Annotated in this window: 21 protein-coding genes; 12 read left to right on the forward strand and 9 right to left on the reverse strand. The window is 54.8% G+C overall.

The features are described from left to right. Positions 1 to 117: 117 nt before the first annotated feature. Entirely contained in the window at positions 118 to 1,998 is a 1,881-nt protein-coding gene (locus tag EGT74_RS24740; protein ID WP_123849300.1) for an STN and carboxypeptidase regulatory-like domain-containing protein, read from the reverse strand. Positions 1,999 to 2,108: 110 nt separating this feature from the next. Continuing rightward, on the reverse strand, positions 2,109 to 2,720 hold the full coding sequence (locus tag EGT74_RS24745) for a hypothetical protein (protein WP_123849301.1): 612 nt from the start codon (positions 2,718 to 2,720) through the stop codon (positions 2,109 to 2,111). Positions 2,721 to 2,905: 185 nt separating this feature from the next. Between EGT74_RS24745 and EGT74_RS24750 the strand changes: the two genes are divergently transcribed. Beyond that, the gene (locus EGT74_RS24750) at positions 2,906 to 3,112 is read left to right on the forward strand and encodes a hypothetical protein (protein ID WP_123849302.1); all 207 of its coding nucleotides are present in this window, start codon (positions 2,906 to 2,908) and stop codon (positions 3,110 to 3,112) included. Between the two features lie 611 nt (positions 3,113 to 3,723). Here the strand turns inward: EGT74_RS24750 and EGT74_RS24755 are convergent. Together EGT74_RS24755 and folK are read right to left on the reverse strand one after the other, a co-directional pair. Next, positions 3,724 to 4,347, reverse strand: coding sequence for a deoxynucleoside kinase (locus EGT74_RS24755; RefSeq protein ID WP_123849303.1), 624 nt, complete (start codon positions 4,345 to 4,347; stop codon positions 3,724 to 3,726). A 2-nt stretch (positions 4,348 to 4,349) separates the two neighbouring features. Further along, on the reverse strand, positions 4,350 to 4,844 hold the full coding sequence (folK, locus tag EGT74_RS24760; protein WP_123849304.1) for a 2-amino-4-hydroxy-6-hydroxymethyldihydropteridine diphosphokinase: 495 nt from the start codon (positions 4,842 to 4,844) through the stop codon (positions 4,350 to 4,352). A gap of 117 nt (positions 4,845 to 4,961) precedes the next feature. Between folK and sppA the strand changes: the two genes are divergently transcribed. Both sppA and EGT74_RS24770 read left to right on the forward strand, forming a co-directional pair. Further along, complete coding sequence (gene sppA, locus EGT74_RS24765; protein ID WP_123849305.1) at positions 4,962 to 6,719, forward strand: signal peptide peptidase SppA; 1,758 nt, start codon at positions 4,962 to 4,964, stop codon at positions 6,717 to 6,719. Between the two features lie 180 nt (positions 6,720 to 6,899). Beyond that, the gene (locus tag EGT74_RS24770) at positions 6,900 to 7,643 is read left to right on the forward strand and encodes a hypothetical protein (protein WP_123849306.1); all 744 of its coding nucleotides are present in this window, start codon (positions 6,900 to 6,902) and stop codon (positions 7,641 to 7,643) included. 24 nt (positions 7,644 to 7,667) lie between these two features. Here the strand turns inward: EGT74_RS24770 and EGT74_RS24775 are convergent, their stop codons facing one another. Beyond that, on the reverse strand, positions 7,668 to 8,009 hold the full coding sequence (locus tag EGT74_RS24775) for a hypothetical protein (protein ID WP_123849307.1): 342 nt from the start codon (positions 8,007 to 8,009) through the stop codon (positions 7,668 to 7,670). A gap of 281 nt (positions 8,010 to 8,290) precedes the next feature. Between EGT74_RS24775 and EGT74_RS24780 the strand changes: the two genes are divergently transcribed. The 5 genes from EGT74_RS24780 (at position 8,291) to EGT74_RS24800 (ending at position 12,252) form a co-directional block, all read left to right on the forward strand. After that, the gene (locus EGT74_RS24780; RefSeq protein ID WP_123849308.1) at positions 8,291 to 9,244 is read left to right on the forward strand and encodes a hypothetical protein; all 954 of its coding nucleotides are present in this window, start codon (positions 8,291 to 8,293) and stop codon (positions 9,242 to 9,244) included. Positions 9,245 to 9,357: 113 nt separating this feature from the next. Further along, positions 9,358 to 10,461, forward strand: coding sequence for an ABC transporter permease (locus tag EGT74_RS24785; protein ID WP_123849309.1), 1,104 nt, complete (start codon positions 9,358 to 9,360; stop codon positions 10,459 to 10,461). Positions 10,462 to 10,521: 60 nt separating this feature from the next. Next, positions 10,522 to 11,082, forward strand: coding sequence for an SRPBCC family protein (locus EGT74_RS24790; RefSeq protein WP_123849310.1), 561 nt, complete (start codon positions 10,522 to 10,524; stop codon positions 11,080 to 11,082). Positions 11,083 to 11,129: 47 nt separating this feature from the next. Then, entirely contained in the window at positions 11,130 to 11,678 is a 549-nt protein-coding gene (locus EGT74_RS24795) for an SRPBCC family protein (protein ID WP_123849311.1), read from the forward strand. A gap of 79 nt (positions 11,679 to 11,757) precedes the next feature. Continuing rightward, positions 11,758 to 12,252: a DUF2911 domain-containing protein gene (locus tag EGT74_RS24800; protein ID WP_123849312.1), complete on the forward strand. Its 495-nt coding sequence runs from the start codon at positions 11,758 to 11,760 to the stop codon at positions 12,250 to 12,252. Positions 12,253 to 12,825: 573 nt separating this feature from the next. On the opposite strand, the gene bioA is transcribed toward EGT74_RS24800, so the two are convergent. Continuing rightward, a complete protein-coding gene (bioA, locus tag EGT74_RS24805; protein ID WP_123849313.1) occupies positions 12,826 to 14,112 on the reverse strand; it encodes an adenosylmethionine--8-amino-7-oxononanoate transaminase in 1,287 nt (428 codons plus the stop codon). Positions 14,113 to 14,290: 178 nt separating this feature from the next. Here bioA and EGT74_RS24810 point away from each other — a divergent pair, with 178 nt between their 5' ends. From EGT74_RS24810 to EGT74_RS24825, 4 genes are read left to right on the forward strand one after another with little or no spacing between them, the layout of a single operon-like run. Further along, positions 14,291 to 14,590 carry a GNAT family N-acetyltransferase gene (locus EGT74_RS24810; protein WP_123849314.1) on the forward strand — a complete coding sequence of 100 codons (300 nt, stop codon included), beginning with the start codon at positions 14,291 to 14,293 and terminating at the stop codon, positions 14,588 to 14,590. 17 nt (positions 14,591 to 14,607) lie between these two features. Further along, positions 14,608 to 14,979, forward strand: coding sequence for a hypothetical protein (locus tag EGT74_RS24815; RefSeq protein WP_123849315.1), 372 nt, complete (start codon positions 14,608 to 14,610; stop codon positions 14,977 to 14,979). An 11-nt stretch (positions 14,980 to 14,990) separates the two neighbouring features. Beyond that, entirely contained in the window at positions 14,991 to 15,863 is an 873-nt protein-coding gene (locus tag EGT74_RS24820) for a pirin family protein (RefSeq protein WP_123849316.1), read from the forward strand. A 30-nt stretch (positions 15,864 to 15,893) separates the two neighbouring features. Beyond that, complete coding sequence (locus EGT74_RS24825) at positions 15,894 to 16,598, forward strand: DNA alkylation repair protein (protein ID WP_123849317.1); 705 nt, start codon at positions 15,894 to 15,896, stop codon at positions 16,596 to 16,598. Position 16,599: 1 nt separating this feature from the next. Here EGT74_RS24825 and EGT74_RS24830 read toward each other — a convergent pair whose 3' ends face one another. The 3 genes from EGT74_RS24830 to EGT74_RS24840 all read right to left on the reverse strand — a co-directional run bounded on the left by EGT74_RS24830 (position 16,600) and on the right by EGT74_RS24840 (position 20,952). Continuing rightward, the gene (locus EGT74_RS24830; RefSeq protein WP_123849318.1) at positions 16,600 to 17,469 is read right to left on the reverse strand and encodes an aldose 1-epimerase family protein; all 870 of its coding nucleotides are present in this window, start codon (positions 17,467 to 17,469) and stop codon (positions 16,600 to 16,602) included. Between the two features lie 30 nt (positions 17,470 to 17,499). Beyond that, complete coding sequence (locus EGT74_RS24835; protein WP_123849319.1) at positions 17,500 to 18,678, reverse strand: heparan-alpha-glucosaminide N-acetyltransferase domain-containing protein; 1,179 nt, start codon at positions 18,676 to 18,678, stop codon at positions 17,500 to 17,502. 102 nt (positions 18,679 to 18,780) lie between these two features. Continuing rightward, positions 18,781 to 20,952: a chondroitinase-B domain-containing protein gene (locus tag EGT74_RS24840; RefSeq protein WP_123849320.1), complete on the reverse strand. Its 2,172-nt coding sequence runs from the start codon at positions 20,950 to 20,952 to the stop codon at positions 18,781 to 18,783. Positions 20,953 to 20,998: the final 46 nt, after the last annotated feature.

Below are 20,998 nucleotides of genomic sequence, written 5' to 3' on the forward strand. Positions count from 1 at the left end.
CCCCGTAACATAAATTGAAACGCTTTTTTCAGCAGATACAAACGGGTGGTGGATGGTAATCCAATTCAACCTGTCATATCAGTGTACCGGATAGCGGCACAGTCCTTTACTTCGTTCTCAGAACAATGTAATCCCGGCCTGCCAGCCGAGCCAGGCGTTAAAGTCGCCGTTATCGAAGAAAGAAGGATATCCTTTACCAGGCACCGGGTGCAACTCGCTGTATTCCCCGATGGAAAACGCGGGCCCTGCGTGAACGGACAGCCAGGGTGCGATGCGGAAATTGACAAGCGGCATCAGCCGCCCGATCGTCGCACTCACATCCCAGTTCCCGTCAAACAACGTCTGCTGCACCAGTTCCGCCGTCATCCCCAGTCTTTTGTACAGTGTGAACGCCGTGCCGATACCGAACCCGAAACCATATTGCGCATCGCCCTTTCCCGCCATCAGCACCGAATAAAGCTGCCGCCGTCCTGTTTTCAAGGAAGCCTGTACGGGTAGCAGATCCGAAGCGGAGATGGATAATTTGTAGTATCCATTCTTTCGCACGATGTTCACAAGGCCGATGCTGGTACCGGCCGATGAGTCGGCAATATTGATGAGGCCGAACTGGAGACCCTTGACGGTGCGCGCGTAGTTGAACACCCCGATCTGCGCGCCATGGTTGATGCCGTTCGTGCGGTTGGCGATGCCCGCCAGTTGAATGCCCTTCAGGCTGTCGCCGGTGGAGTTGTAGATCCCCGCAATCTGGATGCCTTCCACCGTTCCTTTGGCGTGGTTCAGGCCGCCCGTGATCTGGGCGCCTTTCGATGTGCCTTCGCTGTAGTTGCTCAATCCTGCTATCTGTGCGCCCAGCACTTCGCCGCGGATGATATTGAGCCCGCCCGCGGCCTGGAACCCCATGAAGCTGCCGTTGCCCACGTTGGCGAGGCCGGCCGCCTGCGCGCCGCTTGAAAAACCGCCGGTTTTATTGATGCCCCCGGTGGCCTGTGCGCCGGTCATGCTACTGTCGATGATATTGGCGATGCCCGCCGCCTGCGCGCCCATCGCCGATTTCATCACCCGGTTCATGCCCCCGGTGGCCTGCGCGCCTTTCATGTGACCGCCTACCATGTTGAACAGGCCGGCCACCTGTGCGTATTGTGCGTCTTTTTTGTTGATGTTGAAACCGCCGGCTACTTCCACGCCGTCGAGGCCGGCGGAGTAGCCGCCCACGATGTTGAGCGAAAACTTGTTCACCACCTGCCCGGCCATCTTGCCGTGTGTGCCAAGCGAAGGCACAATGGAGGTCTGCACCGGCTTTTCGGCGAAGAAGCGGGAAATGTTCTGGGTCTGCCGCCGCAGCGTGTTGGAGAGCAGCTTTTTACCGAGCCAGGTCTTTTCCACCCCGTCGGTAACGGTGAACTCCCGCAGCTGCACTGGCGGGGCGGGCGCAATGGCGATGGATATTTCCCGGTCGAAGCCGGGCATGATGTATAAAGCGGTATCGAGATAAAATTCCTTGCTCACCGTGAGCTGCACAGAAGGCATGCGCCCGCGGTCGCGCAGCCGCAAATGAAAATGGCCTTCACTGTCGGTGAAGGTGGATGCGAGGTTGCTGTGCTCGAAGATGCTGGCTGCCTCGATGGCCTGACCGCTTAGCCGGTCGCGCACGGTACCGCTGATCATGTAATGCCGCTCCCGCTGGCCGTCTGCCCGCTGCAGCACGATGTTATCGCCACTTTCCACATACTGTATGCGGCCCTGGAACAACTGGTCGAGCACCTGGCGCAGGGGTTTGTTCACTACGCGGAGGGTGACCAGGCTGTCTTTTCTGAAAGGGCTCCCTATAAACGAAAAAGAGCCCTTGCTCTGTAAACTGAGCCGGGCCAGTACCGTATCAACAGGTTGGCGTACCACGTTGATCGAAACGTTTTTATTGAGAGGTTGCTGCGCATACAGGGCAGGAGCGCCGCAGATGCCGGCGAGGCATATCAGGAGTATGAAACAGAAGCGTGACAATGTGCTACAGGGTTTATGCATGGCGAACGCCGGGACTGTAAGAGCAGTTCCCGGCGGGCCAAAATTAGGTTAAATCAGATAAAAGGGGCTAGTGCTTTCTGTACGGGCGGTTAAAATATGCCTGCTTTCACCCCGAGGTGGAAAGAGGGGCCGCTCAGTTTGTCGTTGCCGAGACCGATGCCGCTGGTGCCTAATACCTGCCGGTAGGTGCCGCCGGCGATCACGCGGATGTAAGGGGTGATGTTCATTTCCGCATTGATGAACGGTTCGGCGACAAAGGCGGCGCTGGAGGCATGAATGCGATCACGGTCGCGGTCGTGGTCGCCCCGGACGTCTTCCCGTTCGGTTACCCTGCCGCCGCCAACGAGTGCGCCGGCGGACCAATGGAACAGTTTATCCGAATTGTGCACGTATTCGAATACCCCGCCGGCATACCAGAGGCCCCATTCACGGCTGTTGTTGCCGTCTACCCGCAGCCGGTTGGCCAGGGAGTAGGAGCCGCCGCCGATCAGGAATTTTTTATCGAGGAATATGCCGCCGTAACCGCCGGGCAATACCGCCAGCCGTCCGTCCATGATGGACAGTTTGCCCTGGAGGGCGCCGTACGCGCCGATTTTCGAGGCGCGGCCTGATTTCTTCATGTCAGAAAGGGACTCTATCTGCTGTGCCTGGGCTACATGCACAAACAAGATGGTGAGGATAGCCAGTAAGAATGTTTTCATAATATGCTGTTTTTGTGGTTTCTGCTAATAAGACTGACGAAGGAGACTGCGCCCCTATACCGCGTTAATTTATTTTTAACCGGCTGAATGAACAGGCTGAACAATGGATTTTCAAAATGAACAAAATGGCAAGCTGTGCAGGATGGGCTTTGGGGTATCTTTATAGTCAATCAAAATCATATTCTATGGAGCACAAACATTTTGGCTGCGAAGAATTAGATCTCGCGGCAATGACAGACATCCAGGGTGGCGGTTATGTCAATAACCTGCTCACACTGGCCAAAGGTGCTTATGTACTCACCAAAGGATTTGCCATGACGCTTCCATTGGCGGGCCCCCTGGCAGTTTCACTGCTGACCTCATTTGTAGATCCGGTGATAGAAGCCGCCTAATTACTGCGAGTTATTCCATTGAAACGGCCGGGCTTGCCCGGCCGTTTTCGTATGTATAAAGATTGCGCGGCATGATACCCGTTACGCCTGATGCATCAGGTACGCTCCATAGGGGAGGGAGGATGCGTTCCTTCGCTGTTACGAAAGAACGGAAGCCATCAACGTATCGGCCGATATTCAACCCAATGCTCCATGTACAAGGCCCCCTTCACAGGTAAAGGGGAATGTATCCGTTGCTGTGATGAAAGAACAGGAAGCCCATCCGCGCTCACGGTGGATATTCGACCAAAATCCTCATTATTCACCTCCGATAAGGGGAATGTATCCGTTGCTGTGATGAAAGAACAGGAAGCCCATCTGCGCTCACGGTGGATATTCGACCAAAATCCTCATTATTCACCTCTGATAAGAGGAATGTATCCGTTGCTGTGATGAAAGAACAGGAAGCCCATCCGCGCTCACGGTGGATATTCGACCAAAATCCTCATTATTCACCTCTGATAAGGGGAATGTATCCGTTGCTGTGATGAAAGAACAGGAAGCCCATCACCGTTCGCGGCGGATATTCGACTCAAAACCTTTGTACAAAATACTCCATTCGGCGAGGATGCTCAGAGGTAAGTCACACCCGGCGGAATTTCCCTGTCGAGCGCGGCGAGCAGGGCATTGTAGTCGTTTTCGCTGCGCAGGAAATCCATTTTGGTGGTATCGATCATGAGCGTGCGCACGGCATGCTGCCGGAGGTATTGCATGTACATGTCGTGCACCTTCAGCAGGTAGCTGTCGGGTATCTGCTGCTCGTAACTGCGGTTGCGCTTGCGGATGTTCTTTTGAAGGAGATCGACCGGGGCATTGAGGAATATCAGCAGGTCGGGTTGCGCAAGCTGCGGATTGATGATCTCGAACAGCTTCTGGAATAAGGAAAACTCATCTTCCTGCAGGTTCATTTTGGCAAACAGCAGGCTTTTCACGAAAAGGTAATCGCTGACGGTGTACCGGGTGAACAGGTCCTGGGCGGCGAGCACTTCCTTCAGCTGTTTGTACCGCTCGGCCATAAAGAACAGTTCCAACGGGAATGCATATTGGTCGGGTTGCTCGTAAAATTTGGGCAGGAAGGGGTTGTCTGCAAATTCTTCCAGGATGAGCCGGGCCTGCAATTGTTCCGCGAGTTTGAGGGCGAGGGTGGTTTTGCCCGCGCCGATGTTGCCTTCTATGGTAATGAACTGGTAGCGCATATTCAGGGGGTGGCGGCAGCTAACTTTTGAGCGGGCAGGGGATCTGCACAGGCGTCGAGCAACTGGGCCACAGTGAGTTGTAAAATAGGGTGTACCCAATCCGGGATGATGTCTCCAAGCGGAGCCAGCACAAACCGGCGGTTCTGCATCTGGGGATGCGGTACCTTCAGATGGGGCAGGGTAATGACTTCGTTGTTGAAAAAGATCAGGTCGATATCGATCACCCTGGCGCCCCATTTCATGCGCCTGACACGGCCGATCTCCTTTTCCACCTGTAAAAGTGTGTCGAGCAGCTCCGGCGCGGCCATTTCGGTTTCGATCTGCAGCCCCTGGTTCAGGTAATCGGGCTGCTGCACGTCTCCCCAGGGGGCCGTTTCATAAAGGGCCGATTCACGGATGATCCGGCCGGCACGTGCTGCAATGAGCGTAGCCGCCATTTGCAGGTTTTTGGGCCGGTCCCCGATATTGCCACCTATAAGTAATATTGCAGTATTCATGTATTTTGACGGCCCAAAAGTAGCCATATTCCGTATTTTTGAAAAAATTAATGAAGATTTTGCATTTTGGGACCGGTATCATCCGCCGTCACCAACTTCTAAACTAACAAAACAAACATGCGTAGTTTCCTGAAATTTTTCCTCGCTTCCTTTGTGGCCCTGATCGTTTTTTCCGTCGTCGCTTTCCTCTTCATACTGATGTTGATTGCCCGGGTGGCCTCCTCCGGCGATAAAGTAGTGGTAGGTTCCAACGCGGTGCTGGTGGTAGACCTCAGCGAATCGCTGAACGAACAGCGCCGGGAAGACGATGCCCTGACCGCTTTGGTGTCCGGCAGGCCGGTCCGCCAGCCTGGCCTCTTCGATGTGGTGCGGCTGCTCGACAAAGCTGCGGCAGACGATAATGTGAAAGGTATCTACATCAAAGCGCAAAATAATGGCAACGGTTTTGCCGCCAGCGAAGAGCTGCGCCGCGCCATTACGAAGTTCCGCCTGAGCAAAAAGTTCGTGCTCGCCTACGCGGAAACGATGTCGCAAAATGCCTATTACGTGGCTTCCGCAGCCGATAAAGTATACCTGCACCCCAAAGGCATGATCGATTTCACGGGTTTTTCCATGACGATGATGTACCTGAAAGGCACGCTCGAAAAACTGGAAATCGAACCGCAGATCTTCTACAACGGCAAATTCAAAAGCGCCACGGAACCGTTGCGCGAAACGAAAATGACGGAAGCCAACCGCATCCAGACCACCGCTTTCCTCAACGAGCTGTACGGCGAATTCCTCCAGAAAGTCGGCGCATCGCGCAAGCTGGATACCGCCACCCTGCATGAATATGCCAACCAGGGCCTCATCCAGGCGCCTGCCGATGCGGAAAAGTATAAACTGGTGGACGCCCTGAAGTATAACGACCAGGTGATGGACGAAATCAAACGCCTGCTGAACCTGAAAGGCGAGGATAAAGTGAACTTCGTGTCGCTCAACAGCTATGATAAAGCCACCAGCCTCTACGAGATCAACGCCAACATAGCGGTGATCTACGCGGAGGGCGACATCACCAGCGGCCATAACGATGAACCCGTGGGCATTGCCAGCGAAGATTACATCAAGGTGATCCGCGAAGTGCGGCAGGACAAAGACATTAAAGCCATCGTGTTCCGGGTGAACTCACCGGGCGGCAGCGCCCTTGCGTCCGAAAGCATCTGGCGCGAACTGAGCCTGGCCCGCAAAAGCAAACCGGTGGTAGTGAGCATGGGCGATTATGCTGCTTCGGGCGGGTATTATATTTCCTGCATGGCCGATTCTATTTTCGCCGAGCCCAATACCCTCACAGGCTCCATCGGCGTGTTTGCCATACTGCCGAACATGAAAGGGTTTTTCAATAACAAACTGGGCATCACCTTCGACGGGGTGAAAACGGCCCAGTATGCCGACATCGGCGATGCCAGCCGTCCTTTGACGGACAAGGAAAAAGCCATCATCCAGCGCGGTGTGGATACGATTTACGCCAACTTCAAACAACGGGTGACCGAAGGCCGTAAGCTGGGCGCCGCAGTGGTAGACAGTATTGCGCAGGGCAGGGTGTGGACCGGCATACAGGCGCAGAAAATGGGGCTGGTAGACCGTTTGGGAGGCATCCAGGATGCGATCGCCTGCGCGGCTCGCCTCGCCAACGTGCCGGAGACCAAAATAACCACGTACCCCAAAATGAAAGACCCGTACGAAAAGCTGATGAAAACGCTGGGTGGGGAAGTGCGCAGCAGCTTCGTGAAAGACGAGCTGGGCGACCACTACGAGCTTTACCAGACCATCCGCAAACTCAAGCAGCTGACGGGCGAAGTACAGGCCAAGCTGCCGTATAACCTCGTGATCGAATAATATTCTGAACAGCATATGATAACCGGGGGCCGGCTGAAAAACATCTTTGTTTTTCAGCCGGCCCCCGGTGTTTTGAGGGCGGTTTCGACATGCAATACGCCACCTCCCGGAAAACAGGGATGCCGCGAAGCCGTACTTTTCTTATTTTTACCGGCCAAAACCAAATAACAGCAGGTACCTATGAAGCAGATGCTCCCGGTTTTTCTCGTTTTAACTTTCGCTGCCTGCCAGCAGCAACCCGGCGGGGCCACACAGGCCGTCAAAGATTCCGTAGTAACCGTCAGCGCCGCGCCTGCGGCCACAGCAACGGTATCTCCGACGGACACCGTGACCATCGGCGGCCGCCTGTTCCGGTTTACCGATATCGGGCAGAGCGAGTTCGATGCGGTGCCGGCCCTGGTGCCCGATACCAGCGAGGCGGTGAACCTGGCGCGCGTTCCCTCAAGGGTGCAGCGCTCCGGCGATTCGCTCATCTTTTCACTGGAAAACGGGGGGCAAAAAATCCTCGTCAACAATCATAGCGACAACGACGACTACGCGCAATTCATATTCCAGGCCTATCTGCCGGAAACACAACACTGGCTGGTGCTGCATAACGGGTATGAATGGTTTTCGTATGACCTGGTCAGCGCCCGTGACGGGGAAGTGATCCAGACCATCGGTGTGCCGCAGTTTTCTCCCGACAAAAAATATTTCATCGCGTCCAACGCCGACCTGGTGGCGCAGTTTACCGACAATGGTTTTGAATTGTTTGAAGTACGGAAAGACGGGCCCGTGGAAATTCATAGCGGGATGCTGGATAATTGGGGCCCGGTGATCATCAAATGGAAAGATGCCAATACCCTTGTGGGCGAGATCAAAACAGTCAATGAGCAGATGGAAGAAACCACCCGCTTTGTGAAGTTTTTTCTTTCTGGAAAATAAAAATTAGCACATAAATAGAAACCGTTAACCTTCGTCGGTATATACCGGGTCTTTATCTTCCGGCGATAACCTGATCACCGAATTGCGGGTATCATCCACCACTTTCTGCGCCTGCAGCCGGAGGCGGCGTAAGCCGTCGGCCAGGGCTTCCATGCTTTTCTCCGCGGACTCCGCTATTTCATTATGATGTTTGATCACGCTGCTGAGGCGTTTGATATGTTCATTGATGACGTTGCAGATGATCTGTGATGCGCTGAACGGGTCGAAGTCCTGCAGTTCGTTCAGAATGTCATCGTAACAGTTGCACATCTTTTCGACATTGGCCGGTTGAGAAACAGTGGCCGACTGAATTTGCTGATTTGCCATTTGGTTGAGTTTTGCGTTGCCCCGATACGGTTTGGATATTGCAGCTGAGGCTGTGGCCGTCATGTTTAACGCAACTTAATAAAATGCCCAATTGCCCGCCAGGGTAAAATTGTTAACTACCAGTTATTGAAGAATAGGGTGAAGTGGGTGCCTCTTTTTTTTAAAATTTTTTTCAGAAAGGGGGGTAACAAAATCTTCCGGCCGCTGATCTTCCTGTAAACATGCAAATGGCGGACGCCGAAAAGCCCAAAAAGAGTAGGCATCATCTAAACTATAATCTCATGAAAACGCAACGTTTTACTGCATGGATCATCGCCGCTGCCGCATTGCTGACCGCCTGTAAAAAGAACAACGAGCCCGCCCCGGCGGACCAGGTTCGCAATACCCGCGACTTCCTCGAAAAAACCGGTCCGCAACAGCAGTCATTCACCTTCGACGCCTCTGCGCTGCCTAAATCCATCACCCTGGAAGGCGGTATCAAAATAACCTTCCCCGCCGGCTCCCTCACCAAAAACGGCACGCCCGTATCCGGGAGTGTGACGGTAAACGCGGTTGAATTGTTAAAACGCAGTCAGCTGGTGCTCTTCGGCGCCAATACCAATCATATTTCCGGTGCTCCGTTGCAGTCAGACGGGTCTTTCTTCCTCGACGTCAAGGCCAATGGTCAGTCGGTAGACAAACAACTCGCCGTTCCCATCCAGGTGGAAGTGCCTACGAAGCGCGATGGTGGCACGCAACTCTGGGTAGGAGCCGATACCGTGCAGGGCAACCAGTTCGCCTGGCAGGCGCCGCCCCAGGGCGCACAACGCGAAGTGAAAGGGCAGGATTTTAAATTCATTTTCAACTTCGGCAGCCTCGGCTGGGTGAACTGCGATATTTACTGGCAGTGGACCAATCCCAAAACCACCATGAGAATCACCGTTGCCAATAACCCCGGCGCCATGGCCAGCTTCAGAGCCATGCAGGGCGAAACCTTCGTGTTCTTCATCGCCAAAGGCGGCAACGTGGTGTCGCAGATCTATACCCCGGACGGCGCCAGCAAAGTGAAGAGTTACGACAACGCGATGCCCGTGGGCGCGGAAGGCAGGCTGCTGGCATTTTCCATCAAAGACGGCAAATTCTATTTCGTGAAAAAAGATATCACCATTGCGGCGAACCACGCAGAAACGCTCACGCTGGCTGAAACCACGCAGAGCGCCCTGCAAACGGAAATTACCGCGCTCGATGGTTTGTGAGGCCCCATGGATTCCGAGTACGATAAAGCCCCGGCAAGCGGGGCTTTATTTATTGGGGGCGGCTTTCCTTATTCGGAACGGAATATTACCTTTACTGCCTTTAAAGGGAACGTATGGCAGGAAAATATAATCAGTGGAAAGCAATGTGGGCGATTACCCGGGCCAGCATCCGGGGCATGTTCAGAAGCCCGTCGGCAGTTGTGTTCAGTTTGGCTTTCCCCCTGGTTTTTATACTCGTATTCGGTTTTATCGGCGGCAGAGGCGTATCCCTGAAAGTAGGCATCGATCCGGCATCTGATACCACCAACTCCGTTTATAAAGGCCTCCGCAACAGCGGCGGGCTGCGGCTGGTGACCACGGCCACCATGCCGCAGGAACAGATGGAAGACGACCTGCGAAAAGGCAGGCTCACGGCCATTCTTCGCATCGATAACGGCGGCCAGGCGCCACTGCCGCATTACGATATCCATGTTAAAACATCCACCGCCAGCGGCGATGGGGCGGGGCTCCTCCTCAACATCCTGCATACCCGCCTCAACGAGGTGAACGACGTGGTGTATCCCCGCCGGTCGGTAGCCAGCATCACGCCGGAAGTGGTGCCCGGCAGGGCGTATAAGTCCATCGACTTCATTTTACCCGGCCAGCTGGGCTTTTCGCTGCTCAGTGCGGCGGTGTTCGGTACGGCCTTCCTGTTTTTCAGCCTCCGGCAAACGCTGGTGCTGAAACGTTTTTTTGCCACGCCGATCAACCGGATGTACATCATTTTAGGGGAAGCCCTCAGCCGTTTGCTGTTCCAGTCGTTCGGCTCGGTGATCATCATCGGCATCGGCTATTTTTTCTTTGGTTTCACGCTCATCAACGGGTTCGCCACTTTCCTCGAAATGCTGGTGTTATGTTTGTTCGGGCTGATCATATTCATGGGGTTCGGGTTCATTGTGAGCGGCATCGCCAAAACGGAAAGCACCATTCCGCCGCTGGCCAATATTGTCACGCTCCCGCAATTTCTGCTGGCCGGCACCTTCTTTTCCGTAGACGTATTTCCTGCCTGGCTGCAGCCGGTTTGCAAGATACTGCCGTTAACATATCTCAACGATGCGTTGCGCAAGGTGGCTTTTGAGGGGCTTCACCTCTGGCACCTCGGCCCTCAGCTGCTGATCCTGATCGTCTGGGGCATAGTGGCCTACGCCGTGGCTATAAAAGTTTTCCGATGGGAATAGCGGGAATTTTGCCGGAATAGGCGTAACTTAAATGTCCTCCTCTAACTAAAAACACTCCTTATGCAACAAGCCTTGTTCATTTTGTTGGGAGCTTTGGCTGTGCTCGTGCTGGGGTTTTTTATTTTCTCCCTTTATTTGCCTTCCCGTGTAAGGGTGCAGCGCTCCCTGGTAACCGAAGCACCGGCTTCCATTATTTTCCCGTACGTGAATGCTTTGCGGAAGTGGCCGGAATGGTCGCCCTGGCATGCGTACGACCCGGCGATGGAATTGAAGTATACGGTCACCGATACCGGCGCGGGGGCGGGTTATGTCTGGCGGAGCCGGCACCGGAACGTGGGGAAGGGCAGCCTTTTCATCATGGAATCGCGCCCGAATGAGTATCTTGCCACTGAAATGAACTTCATGCGGCAGGGCAGTGCCAAAAGCTGGTTCCGGTTCGAACCGGTGGCCGATGGCACCCGCATTACCTGGGGCATGGAGGCGGACATGGGTCAAAACCCCATGCGCAGGCTCATGGGCCGGATGATGGACAAATGGGTGGGGCCCGATTTTGAAAAAGGGCTCACCAATCTCAAACGGGTATGTGAAGCGGCCATGAAAAAAGAAAGGATCAATCACTAAAACAATGGGAAAAAGGAAGGAATTTGCTTCCTTTTCGATAATTCGATATGCGATTCGTTAAAATGTTACTGGCCGCAGCGGTCATACTGAGCTCACTGGTTTTCCTCTTATCCCTCATGTTCCCCTCTACCGCACGGCTGGAGCGTTCGGGCTCTATCAACGCTCCCCTGGAAGAAGTATATGCCGAGGTGAGCAACCTCGAAACATGGCCTTCATGGAACCCGTGGGACCCTTCCTATCGCGGCGGCGGCAACATGCTGCAACAATATTCCAAACCCGCGGCCGGCCTGGGCGCCTGGTACACCTGGAGCAATACCACCGGCAGCACCGCCTCCGGGCGGGTAGAGGTGATAGCGGCAGACAGCCTGAAGGGCATCACCTATAACATGACCCACCCCGCCATGAAACCCGTGACGGGCTATATCGAACTGAAACCCACTACCGACGGCAAAGGCACCGCCATCCTCTGGCGATTCGAAACGAAGGTGGGCATGACGCCCTGGTGGAAATTGCGGGGATTCCTCATGGACCGCATGTACGGCGCTTCTATGGAAGAAGGGCTGAACAAACTCCGCAATATCTGCGAGAAAAACTGATTTTTATGTGAGCGGTATGATAATTGTGAAGGGAAGAGCGTATTTTTCCAATATCAATAAAAATCAAATCCTATTTTTTATGAAAAGCATGTTATTGGGCCTGGCCTTCTTATTCACTGCAAGTGCCGTAGTGGCGCAGAATCCGCCTAAAAGCCCGCGCGTTACCGCGTCCGGCGAAAACGTGGAAATCGCTTACGGTCAGCCTTCCAAAAAAGGCCGCAACATCTTCCCCGGCCTGGAAGCATATGGCAAAGTATGGCGCACCGGTGCCAACAAATCCACCGACATTACTTTTAAAAAGGACGCCACTTTCGGCGGTAAAAAAGTAAAGGCCGGCACCTATTCCCTTTTCACCATTCCGGGCGAAAAGGAATTCACCGTTATCCTCAACAGCGTGCCCGCTCAATCCGGCGCTTTTGAGTACGACAAAAACAAGGAAAAAAATGTAGCGGAAGTAAAAGTACCCCGTCAGAAAACCGCCGCTACCGTGGAAAAACTGACTTTCTCATTCCCGAAAGGCGCAATGGTAATGGAGTGGGACGATACGAAAATCAGCGTACCGCTGACATTCTAAAATTATTCCGGTAAAATGGAAAAGGGGCTGTATCCATTACGATGCAGCCCCTTTTTATTGCGGGCTGCGTGCTGGGATGTCTATTCGTTTTCCAGGACGGCTGGTTATTTTTGAGGAGGCCCTCCAGGTTTAAATAACACCTTGATGCCCGGCGATTTGTTCCCGGTGGCACGAAACCTTCCTGAAATTGCAACATGATTGCAGACAGGGGTATCTACGCTTCATCTATGCTTCATCTATGCTGCATCTACGGCGCATCCCCGGAGATGCTTTGGAGATGCTTTGCTAAAGTATTGCTTATCAATCTGTTGATATGCCTGCCGGAAAATGGTCTCCTTTTCCAGGGAAAAATTGCAAATGCTTGTAAACCAGCGGATTTAAATGATACCTAACACAATATCTTCCATTTGGCCTCCTGACTCTCATTCTCGTTTGTGAACTTCGAGGTTCATGCAAATCTGATATTTTTTTAACCCGGTGCTTATCCCCATTTTTCACCGTACGCCGCCAGTATGTCCACGATACTGGTGTATACTTCGACGTTCATACAAATCCGATTTTTTAACACGGCGTTTATCCCCACTTTTCCCCGTACGCCGCCAGCATGTCCATGATACTGGTGTACACTTCATCAAGCTGCGCATCGGTGATACAATAGGGAGGCAGGATATAAAGGGTGTTGCCCAGCGGCCGCAGCATTACCCGTTTTTCGGCAAAAAAGGAGCGGAGGAAGCCGGAGAGGTCGTTGATATAACTGTCGGCTTCACCGGTGATCACTTCAAAGGCTACGATGGTGCCCAGTGTGCGCACGTTTTTGACATCGTCATGGTAAGCCAGTTCGATGGCGAACTGCCGGTGCCTGGCCGCGATGCGTTCCCGGTTTTCCCGGCATTCGGGCCGCAGGAAGAGATCGAGGCTGGCCAGGGCGATGGCGCAGCTGAGCGGGTTGGCCGTGAAGGAATGGCCGTGGAAGAGGGTCTTCATCTTGTCTGACGACAAAAAGGCGTTGTAGATATCGTTGGTACAGGTGGTGATGCCCATGGCAATGGTGCCGCCGGTCAGTCCTTTGGAGAGGGTGATCATATCCGGCGCCGTGGTGACCTGTTCCATGGCGAAGTTGGTGCCCGTTCTGCCGAAGCCGGTCATGATCTCGTCGGCGATCAGCAGGATGTTCCGCGAGCGGCAATGCTGCAGCAGGCGGTCGAGCAGCGCGGCATCGTACATCACCATACCGCCGGCCCCCTGGATAAGGGGCTCGAATATGAAGGCGGCGGTGTCCCTGGCCACCGCATCGATATCCGCCAGCAGGCGGTCGATGTTGCCGGGCTCGGGCAGGTCGAGGAAACTCACCGTAAAGAGGTAATCGTCAAACGCCCGTGTGAACACACTGCGCGCGCTCACGCTCATCGCCCCGAACGTATCGCCGTGATAAGCGTTGCGGAACGCCAGCAGGCGGTTGCGTTTTTCGCCTTTGTTATGCCAGTACTGGATGCTCATTTTCATGGCTACCTCCACGGCGGTGGAGCCATTGTCCGAATAAAAAAGTTTCTGCTGCTGCCCCGGCAGAATGGGCAGCAGTTTTTCCGCCAGCTGCACGGCCGGTTCGTGCGTATAACCCGCGAAGATGCAATGATGCAGCTGCGCGGCCTGCTGCGCCAGTTTTTCGGTGATGTAGGGATGCGCATGCCCGTGAATGTTTACCCACCAGCTGGACGTCGCGTCGAGATGGCTGTTCCCCGCTTCGTCGTACAACAGGGCGCCCTCGCCCCGCACAATGCCTACCGGCGCCGGGGCCGTCTGCATCTGGGTATACGGGTGCCAGATGACGGCCTGGTCGCGCTCACTCAATGTTTTTTGCATGCAGCAAATGTACATGACTAAAACAAAACATACATCATTACCCTAATGATTCGGGAGCAAAACCAAATCCGTAACTTTGTGTTTTATTGAATACCGGCATAGGATTTGGTCTTACAGGAAAAACCGTAACAGCCGGAGTACGTTCGTGTATTCTTTACTGTTAAAAACCCAGATTTTTATGGAAGCGAAGCTGTTGGAAATAACCGACAACGTGAATGCCCGGCAATATGAAGCGAAGGTAGGCGGCCAGGTAGCGAAGCTGGAATATATGTTCGGCGGGAAAAAGATTTTCCTGACGCATATGGAGGTGCCGCAGCCGCTGGCGGAAGAAGGTGTGGGAGAGGCGCTGATCGAAAGAGTGTTGCAGATACTCGACGAGCAGAAGCTGAAGATGGTGCCCCTCAGCCCGCATGTGACTGCATATCTGCGGAAACATCCCGAATGGAAAAGAATACTCGCCCATGGCATTAATCTCTGAATAATATAACACGTCTTATGCCCATAGAAAATTTCGACAAACTGCACAAGCTCCACCAGGAGTGGAAAAAAGACCTGCTGCTGAGTGAAAAGGAAATCAAATCCCTGCAGGAAGAGCTCACCGAGCTGACACGGCAATCTCTCAACGCCGAGCAGCAAGTGAAAATCGAGCACTTTCAGAACGCCCTCATCCGCCAGAAAGAAGTGGTGAACGATCAGCTGCAAATGGTGATCAAAGGCGATAAAATGATGTCTGAAAACGACGGCAGCGATGCGCAGCTGCACATGCTGCATAACAAACTCCAGGAAGACATGGATACCTTCGACCGCCTGTTCGTAGACCTGCGCGAAGAATTCAAAGCTTTCAAGCGCAGTCTCGCAGGGGAATAATTACTTATCACATGAATCGATACCGCAGTGTAAAACATGTGCTGTATGCCGATCTGAAGGAGATGGGCGAAGTGCCCGTGCGCCAGCCTTTTCCGTCGGTGCATGCCGACCGTGTGGATCCCTTCCTGCTGCTGCACCACCTGCAATGGAAGGTGCCCGACGACCGCCCGCTGCGCCATACCGGTGTAGACCCGCATCCGCACCGCGGTTTTTCGCCTGTTACCTTCATCATCAAAGGCGGCGTGCATCACCGCGATTCGAGGGGTAACAACAGCGTGGTATGGGCCGGGGGCACGCAATGGATGCATGCCGGCCGCGGCATCATTCACAGCGAACGGCCGCCTGAAGGCATCCTGGAAAAAGGTGCCGAACAGGAAATGCTGCAGCTGTGGGTGAACTCTCCCGCCAGCCGGAAAATGGACCAGCCTGCTTATTTCGCCCTGCACGCGGAAGATACGCCGGTGGTAAAAGACACGGCCGGCCTTGTGCAGATCCGGGTGATCGCCGGTGAACTGAACGGCGTCAAAGGCCCGGTGCCGGCGCTTACGCCGGTGAATACCTTCATGGCGGAATTCAAAGCCGGCGGCGAATATGAGTTCGCCTTACCCGCCGGCCACCACGCGTTCATCTACGTGGTCCACGGCGTGGTGGAAGTAACGGGCGGAAGCGTTTACACCACCTATCATGCCGTGGTATTCAACGACGACGGCGAGGGCATCGGCCTGAAGGCGGACGCAGACAGCCTGGTGTTCATTGCTTCCGGCCAGCCGCTGAACGAAAAGATCGCGGCCAACGGCCCTTTTGTGATGAATACCGAAACGGAAGTGCTGGAAGCCATGCGCGACTACCGCATGGGCAAAATGGGGATCCTGATCGAGGATTAGCCGTACATTTATCCCGTAAACTCCTTTACCATGACGTTACAACAAGTGCTGGACGCCATCCGGTCAGCCAGCAGCGAACAGACCCGCAACACGCTCATGAAACACGGCGCCGTTAACATTTACGGCGCAAAGGTGGCCGACCTCAAAATCATCCTGAAGAAAATAAAGAACGACCAGGCGCTGGCCATGCAGTTGTACGATACCGGCATTTATGATGCCCAGTACCTCGCCGGCCTCATGGCCGACGGTGCGAAAATGACCGCGCAACAACTCGAACATTGGGTGAAAACATCCGATTCGCACGGCATTGCGGAATACACCGTGCCCTGGGTAACGGCGGAGCATCCCGAAGGCTGGAAGCTGGCGCTGCAATGGATAGATGCAGGGAACGAAAAAATCGCCACCAGCGGATGGAATACCCTCGGCGGCATCGTGTCGATGAAGGAGGATGCGGCCCTCGACCTGCCCATGCTGGAAAAATTACTGAAGCGGGTGGAAAAAGACATCCACAAAGCCCCCAACCGGGTGCGGTATACGATGAACGGGTTTGTGATCGGCGTCGGTACCTACGTCGGCGCACTTGAACAGAAAGCGGTGGAAACGGCGCGTAAAATAGGCACCGTCAGCGTGGATATGAACGGTACGGCCTGCAAGGTGCCGGGCGCGGAAGATTATATCAAAGCCTCCCGGAACAGGCCGGGAGGAGTGAAAAAAAAGAAAACGATCAAGTGCTGATTTAAAAGAACAGGGCCGACCATTGTTTCTGGAACAGTTCGTCCGGCCGCAACTCCAGGATGCCTTCCTTCTCCGTCAGCTCCCCGCTGGCGTTCACGGTGTCCGCAATCCCGCACCAGGGCTCTATGCACACAAAGTCCGCATCCTTCGCGCTCCAGATGCCCATGTACGGAAAGCCGGGAAACGATACGTCCACACCATGCGCCGTTTTATGGCTGCGGATGGCAATGGAAGTGGATGCCAGGTTTTTGAAAACGAGTGCGTCTTTATAAAACAATGATTTTTTCAGCGGCAGCTGTCTGGTTTGCTCGAGATAGGGCAGGGGAGCCGCTTCAATCTGTCCGCCTGGTGAAAGCGGCCATACGCCTGCGGTTTCAGTTTCGTTGAAATGCAGCGCATAATCTTCATAAATAGTATCCTGTTCCAGCGGCACCCTGAAAGCCGGGTGCGCCCCGATGGAAAAGTACATCATATCGTCGCCCATATTCTGCACCTCGTAGTTCACCAGCAGGGTGGCATCCTGCACGGTGTACCGGATGTTCAGGTTGAACGGGAAAGGGTAATTACGCAGGGTTTCTTCGCTGTCTCTTAATGAAAAATTAATACTGGTGGCCGTATGCAGGGTGACGGTAAACGTCATGTCGCGGGCAAAACCGTGCCTGCCGAGCTGGTATTCGCGGCCTTTATACCGGTAGGTGTTGTTTTTCAACCCGCCTACGATGGGGAACAGCACCGGGCTCTTTTTGCCCCAGAAAGCGGGGTCTCCGCTCCAGAGGTATTCCAGCTGGTAGTCTTTCCTGATAATGCTTTGCAGCTCCGCACCGTGTGCGCTGAAACGCACCTGTAAATAGTCGTTCGAAATTTCTAACATGGATGTAACAGGGTTTGTACTGCGGCAAAGTTACAGTTTCAAACGGATTCCTGCTTTGGTGAGACCGCGGGCGATCTGGATAACAACAATGGCAAACAGCAGTGACTTGAACAGTCCCACGATGCCGCCCAGCTGTATCACCCCGAAAAGCCCGGCGGCTCCCATCAACGCATATACGAAATACGGTACGAGGTAACACAGGAGCGTATCGGAACCGGCGGGCCGGATGATGTCGAACCAGGATGCCTTGTTTTTCAGGTCGCAGAGCCAGTAGATGGCGATGAACAGGAAGGTGGTGATGCCGCTGCAAATCAGTACCCAGCTGGGCGTGGCGAGTATTTTCGAGATGCCCCAGACCGGGCGCGTAACAAAGCCCGCAGCCAGCCATACAACGGCAATCGCGGACAATACGGCTGTCACCGCCTGCCACTTGCCGGCCGCGGCGTATTGGCGGAATAACTGCGATACGATCACGCCGGCCAGTACCAGCGTGGGCATGGCGCCGTCTTCCAGCGGGTCGAGGAGGGTGCGGAGGATGCTGCCGCTGCTGGTGACGCCACCATGGGCCAGCATGCTGCATCCAATAAAAATCACCCAGGCAACAAAGTTCACGGTCAGGCTGCCGCGCCCCAGCACGTAAATGAGCGCGGTAACGAGGTAGGCCCAGCCGATCAGCCCCAGGATGCCCCACCAGTGCGTGGAGAACGTGATGCCGGCTTCGCCGCCGCGGTAGATGTACGCGAGCAGCGCAAGGGCAACGATGCCCACGCCTTTGAGGATATTCACGGCCAGCCGCGGAAACCGCTGCGGGTATTGATTCCAGATCAGTATGAAGCAGATGCACGACAGCACATTCCAGCCGCCTTTGCCGATGCCCGTGAGCGGCCCGTTGATGTATTCGCCGTTTACGAGGAACAGGCCCATCACCAGCAGGGCCACCGACCGTTCCAGCACATGCCGCACCAGCCGCAACCGGTTGTCGCCTTTTTTAATCCGGCTCGCAATGGCGTACGGAATGCTCATGCCCACGATAAAAAGAAAGGCGGGGAATACCGTGTCCGCCAGGCCCATCCCGTCGTCGTTAGCGGCGGTGTGCTCCAGCCAGGCGGGAATATCATGCAGCGTCCACAGGTCGTTCACAAAAATCATCATCAGCATGGTAATGGCGCGGGTGATGTCAATGGAAGCAATGCGTTGGGAAACGGTCATAAGAGGGATTTAATACATTCAAGATAAGGAATGGAAGCGGAATTTTATAATGCATGAGGCCGGTAAAAGACCGGCCTCCAGGCATATGAATAACACGTTGGTTTATTTGTTCAGTAAAAGCCTGAACTGCTTCTCGCGGTTACCCGCTTTTAGTTTCACGATGTATACCCCATTAGATTTGCCGCCTGCATTCCAGGTGCGGCTGTATTCGCCGGCTTGCTGGAAGGCGTCGGTGAGCACTTCCGCCTGGCCGGCCATATTGTACACCACCAGCTGCACGGGTGCGGCTTCGGTAAGCGTATACCGTATCACCGGGCTGGGCGATACTACCGGGTTCGGATACACGCTAAGCTGCAACTCTTTCGCTGGTTCGGTTGCCTTTTTATACGCAAGGCCCAGCGGCGCCAGGGGAGTGGCGCTGCCGAACATCCTGAACTCGATGATGCTGGCCCAGGTACCGGTGTAGCCACTGGCGCCGGTAACGGTCATGCGTACGTAGCGCGCGTTCACGGGACCGAAGGTATTGGTGATGGGTGCGGCGATCGATCCGGGCGTGGTATTCGCACTGCGGTCTACCACCTGGGTGTAAGTGCCGGTGCTGGTGGTTTTCACCTGCACGTTAAACTGGTAAGCCCGGTCATCCATACACACCACTTCCGTTTTACTGATGTCGTACACCGCGCCGAGGTCCACTTCTATCCATTGCGGGTACACGCTGGCCGACCAGCGGGTGGCCGTATTGCCGTCTACCGCGGCGCTGGCGGGGTTTTCCGCCTGCGGCTGGCTGCTGTATGTAACGGGCTTGTTGAGCGCCAGGTTGACGATGGGGCCGGGCTCGTCCGGGTCGGGAGGGCCGCCCAGGAATGCCGGGCCCACATCTGAAGGATTGAGCGGTCGGTTGATCACGGTACCGGTTACACGCTCATCGCAACCGACATCCTTCAGAGAGGTGCGGGTCTGCCCATCAATGTCTTTGGAAACGGTCACGTCCACATCGAGGCCGGAAAGGGCGATGATGCCGCCCCAGCCCCCCACGCCGGCGTCGATGGCCGGGCTGGTGGCGCCAATCCGCCAGCTGCCGATGGTTTCAAATTGCGGGTTGGCCATGGTAATCCCGCCGGGATTGCTAATGCCCAGGGTACCGTTGGCTATATTGCCCATCCAGGTTTCGGAGCCGGTGAGGTTGTTGGCGATAAGCGACTGATCGGCGTCCGCGAAAATATTGTTGGCGACTTTTACGCCCGTGGGGGAAAGCGGCCTGCTGCCGTTATTCACGTCGAGCGCCTTGCCGCTGATGAAATCGGCCACCGTATTGTAAGCGATCACGCAGCCCACGATCTGGGGGTTGTAACGCACCTCACCGGCGGGATAACTCTCCCCCTTCTGGAGGATGATCACCGCGTCGCCGGTGCTGTTGGCCGCATCCAGGCCGTGGAAGTAGTTGTTGACGATGTAGTTCTGCGAACCGATCACCCGCACGCCGCCTGTTTGCGCCACGCCTTCACCGAGGAAGAAGTTGGCGTACAGGATATTGCGGTCGCCATGCCGGAAACAGAACTGCCCTTTGGAGCGACGGAACGTGTTGTACCGGTAAAGGTTCTCGGCGCTTTTGTTGGAAATGATCTCGTTTTCGCCGTTGCACTCCTGTAACAGGTTGTACTGGAACAGGGTGCGCGAGATGTTGTCCATTTGCCCGCTGTAACCGTTCCGCACGGTTTCGCCGCCGTTGGCGCCGAGTGGGTCGCGCCGGGCAAAGTGATTGTATTCCACCACGTGATAGTCCGGCGTCTGGTCGCGCACTTCGATCTGCATGGTGGGGTCGGCCGTGTTTTTGCCTTCGAAATGGCAATGGTCTACCCGCCCGCGTAAACCGTCGAGCACGATCCACTTGGCGCCGGAATTAAAATTGATGATGGCGCACTGCGTAATGCGGTTGTTGCCGCCGCGGATAGTCACCACATTGCCCGTCACGGTGCCGTTCGTCCACCGGAAACCTTTCACCACGAGGTAGGTACCCGTGACGTTCAGGGTGGAATTGCCGGTGAATGTTACGCTACCCGCCGTTTCCGCCCGCATCGTAATGGGGCTGGCGGCCGTGCCGGAAGAACTGAAAGTGATGGCGGCATTATTCCAGGTACCGTTCTGGAGAATAATGTTGTCGCCCGGCGCCGAAGCGCCGATAGCAGCGTTCAGCTGCGTCATGTTGGTCACGAAACGATCTGTGGCCCATACTGCGTTGGATAAAAGCAATAATAAAAGTGTAAGTTTTCTCATAGTGTGAAATTTAAAAAACCAGCAGGACGATGTGCCCTGCTGGTTT

It is taken from the genome of Chitinophaga lutea (assembly GCF_003813775.1).
Taxonomy (GTDB): domain Bacteria; phylum Bacteroidota; class Bacteroidia; order Chitinophagales; family Chitinophagaceae; genus Chitinophaga; species Chitinophaga lutea.

Bases quoted from the DNA above. Each gene is read 5' to 3' on its own strand.
- EGT74_RS24835 (WP_123849319.1), bottom strand. From the start codon at position 18,678: ATGACCGTTTCCCAACGCATTGCTTCCATTGACATCACCCGCGCCATT.
- EGT74_RS24840 (WP_123849320.1), bottom strand. From the start codon at position 20,952: ATGAGAAAACTTACACTTTTATTATTGCTTTTATCCAACGCAGTATGG.
- EGT74_RS24830 (WP_123849318.1), bottom strand. From the start codon at position 17,469: ATGTTAGAAATTTCGAACGACTATTTACAGGTGCGTTTCAGCGCACAC.
- EGT74_RS24785 (WP_123849309.1), top strand. From the start codon at position 9,358: ATGGCAGGAAAATATAATCAGTGGAAAGCAATGTGGGCGATTACCCGG.
- EGT74_RS24790 (WP_123849310.1), top strand. From the start codon at position 10,522: ATGCAACAAGCCTTGTTCATTTTGTTGGGAGCTTTGGCTGTGCTCGTG.
- folK (WP_123849304.1), bottom strand. From the start codon at position 4,844: ATGAATACTGCAATATTACTTATAGGTGGCAATATCGGGGACCGGCCC.
- EGT74_RS24750 (WP_123849302.1), top strand. From the start codon at position 2,906: ATGGAGCACAAACATTTTGGCTGCGAAGAATTAGATCTCGCGGCAATG.
- EGT74_RS24745 (WP_123849301.1), bottom strand. From the start codon at position 2,720: ATGAAAACATTCTTACTGGCTATCCTCACCATCTTGTTTGTGCATGTA.
- EGT74_RS24800 (WP_123849312.1), top strand. From the start codon at position 11,758: ATGAAAAGCATGTTATTGGGCCTGGCCTTCTTATTCACTGCAAGTGCC.
- EGT74_RS24755 (WP_123849303.1), bottom strand. From the start codon at position 4,347: ATGCGCTACCAGTTCATTACCATAGAAGGCAACATCGGCGCGGGCAAA.
- EGT74_RS24820 (WP_123849316.1), top strand. From the start codon at position 14,991: ATGAATCGATACCGCAGTGTAAAACATGTGCTGTATGCCGATCTGAAG.
- EGT74_RS24795 (WP_123849311.1), top strand. From the start codon at position 11,130: ATGCGATTCGTTAAAATGTTACTGGCCGCAGCGGTCATACTGAGCTCA.
- EGT74_RS24780 (WP_123849308.1), top strand. From the start codon at position 8,291: ATGAAAACGCAACGTTTTACTGCATGGATCATCGCCGCTGCCGCATTG.
- bioA (WP_123849313.1), bottom strand. From the start codon at position 14,112: ATGCAAAAAACATTGAGTGAGCGCGACCAGGCCGTCATCTGGCACCCG.
- EGT74_RS24775 (WP_123849307.1), bottom strand. From the start codon at position 8,009: ATGGCAAATCAGCAAATTCAGTCGGCCACTGTTTCTCAACCGGCCAAT.
- EGT74_RS24815 (WP_123849315.1), top strand. From the start codon at position 14,608: ATGCCCATAGAAAATTTCGACAAACTGCACAAGCTCCACCAGGAGTGG.
- EGT74_RS24810 (WP_123849314.1), top strand. From the start codon at position 14,291: ATGGAAGCGAAGCTGTTGGAAATAACCGACAACGTGAATGCCCGGCAA.
- sppA (WP_123849305.1), top strand. From the start codon at position 4,962: ATGCGTAGTTTCCTGAAATTTTTCCTCGCTTCCTTTGTGGCCCTGATC.
- EGT74_RS24770 (WP_123849306.1), top strand. From the start codon at position 6,900: ATGAAGCAGATGCTCCCGGTTTTTCTCGTTTTAACTTTCGCTGCCTGC.
- EGT74_RS24825 (WP_123849317.1), top strand. From the start codon at position 15,894: ATGACGTTACAACAAGTGCTGGACGCCATCCGGTCAGCCAGCAGCGAA.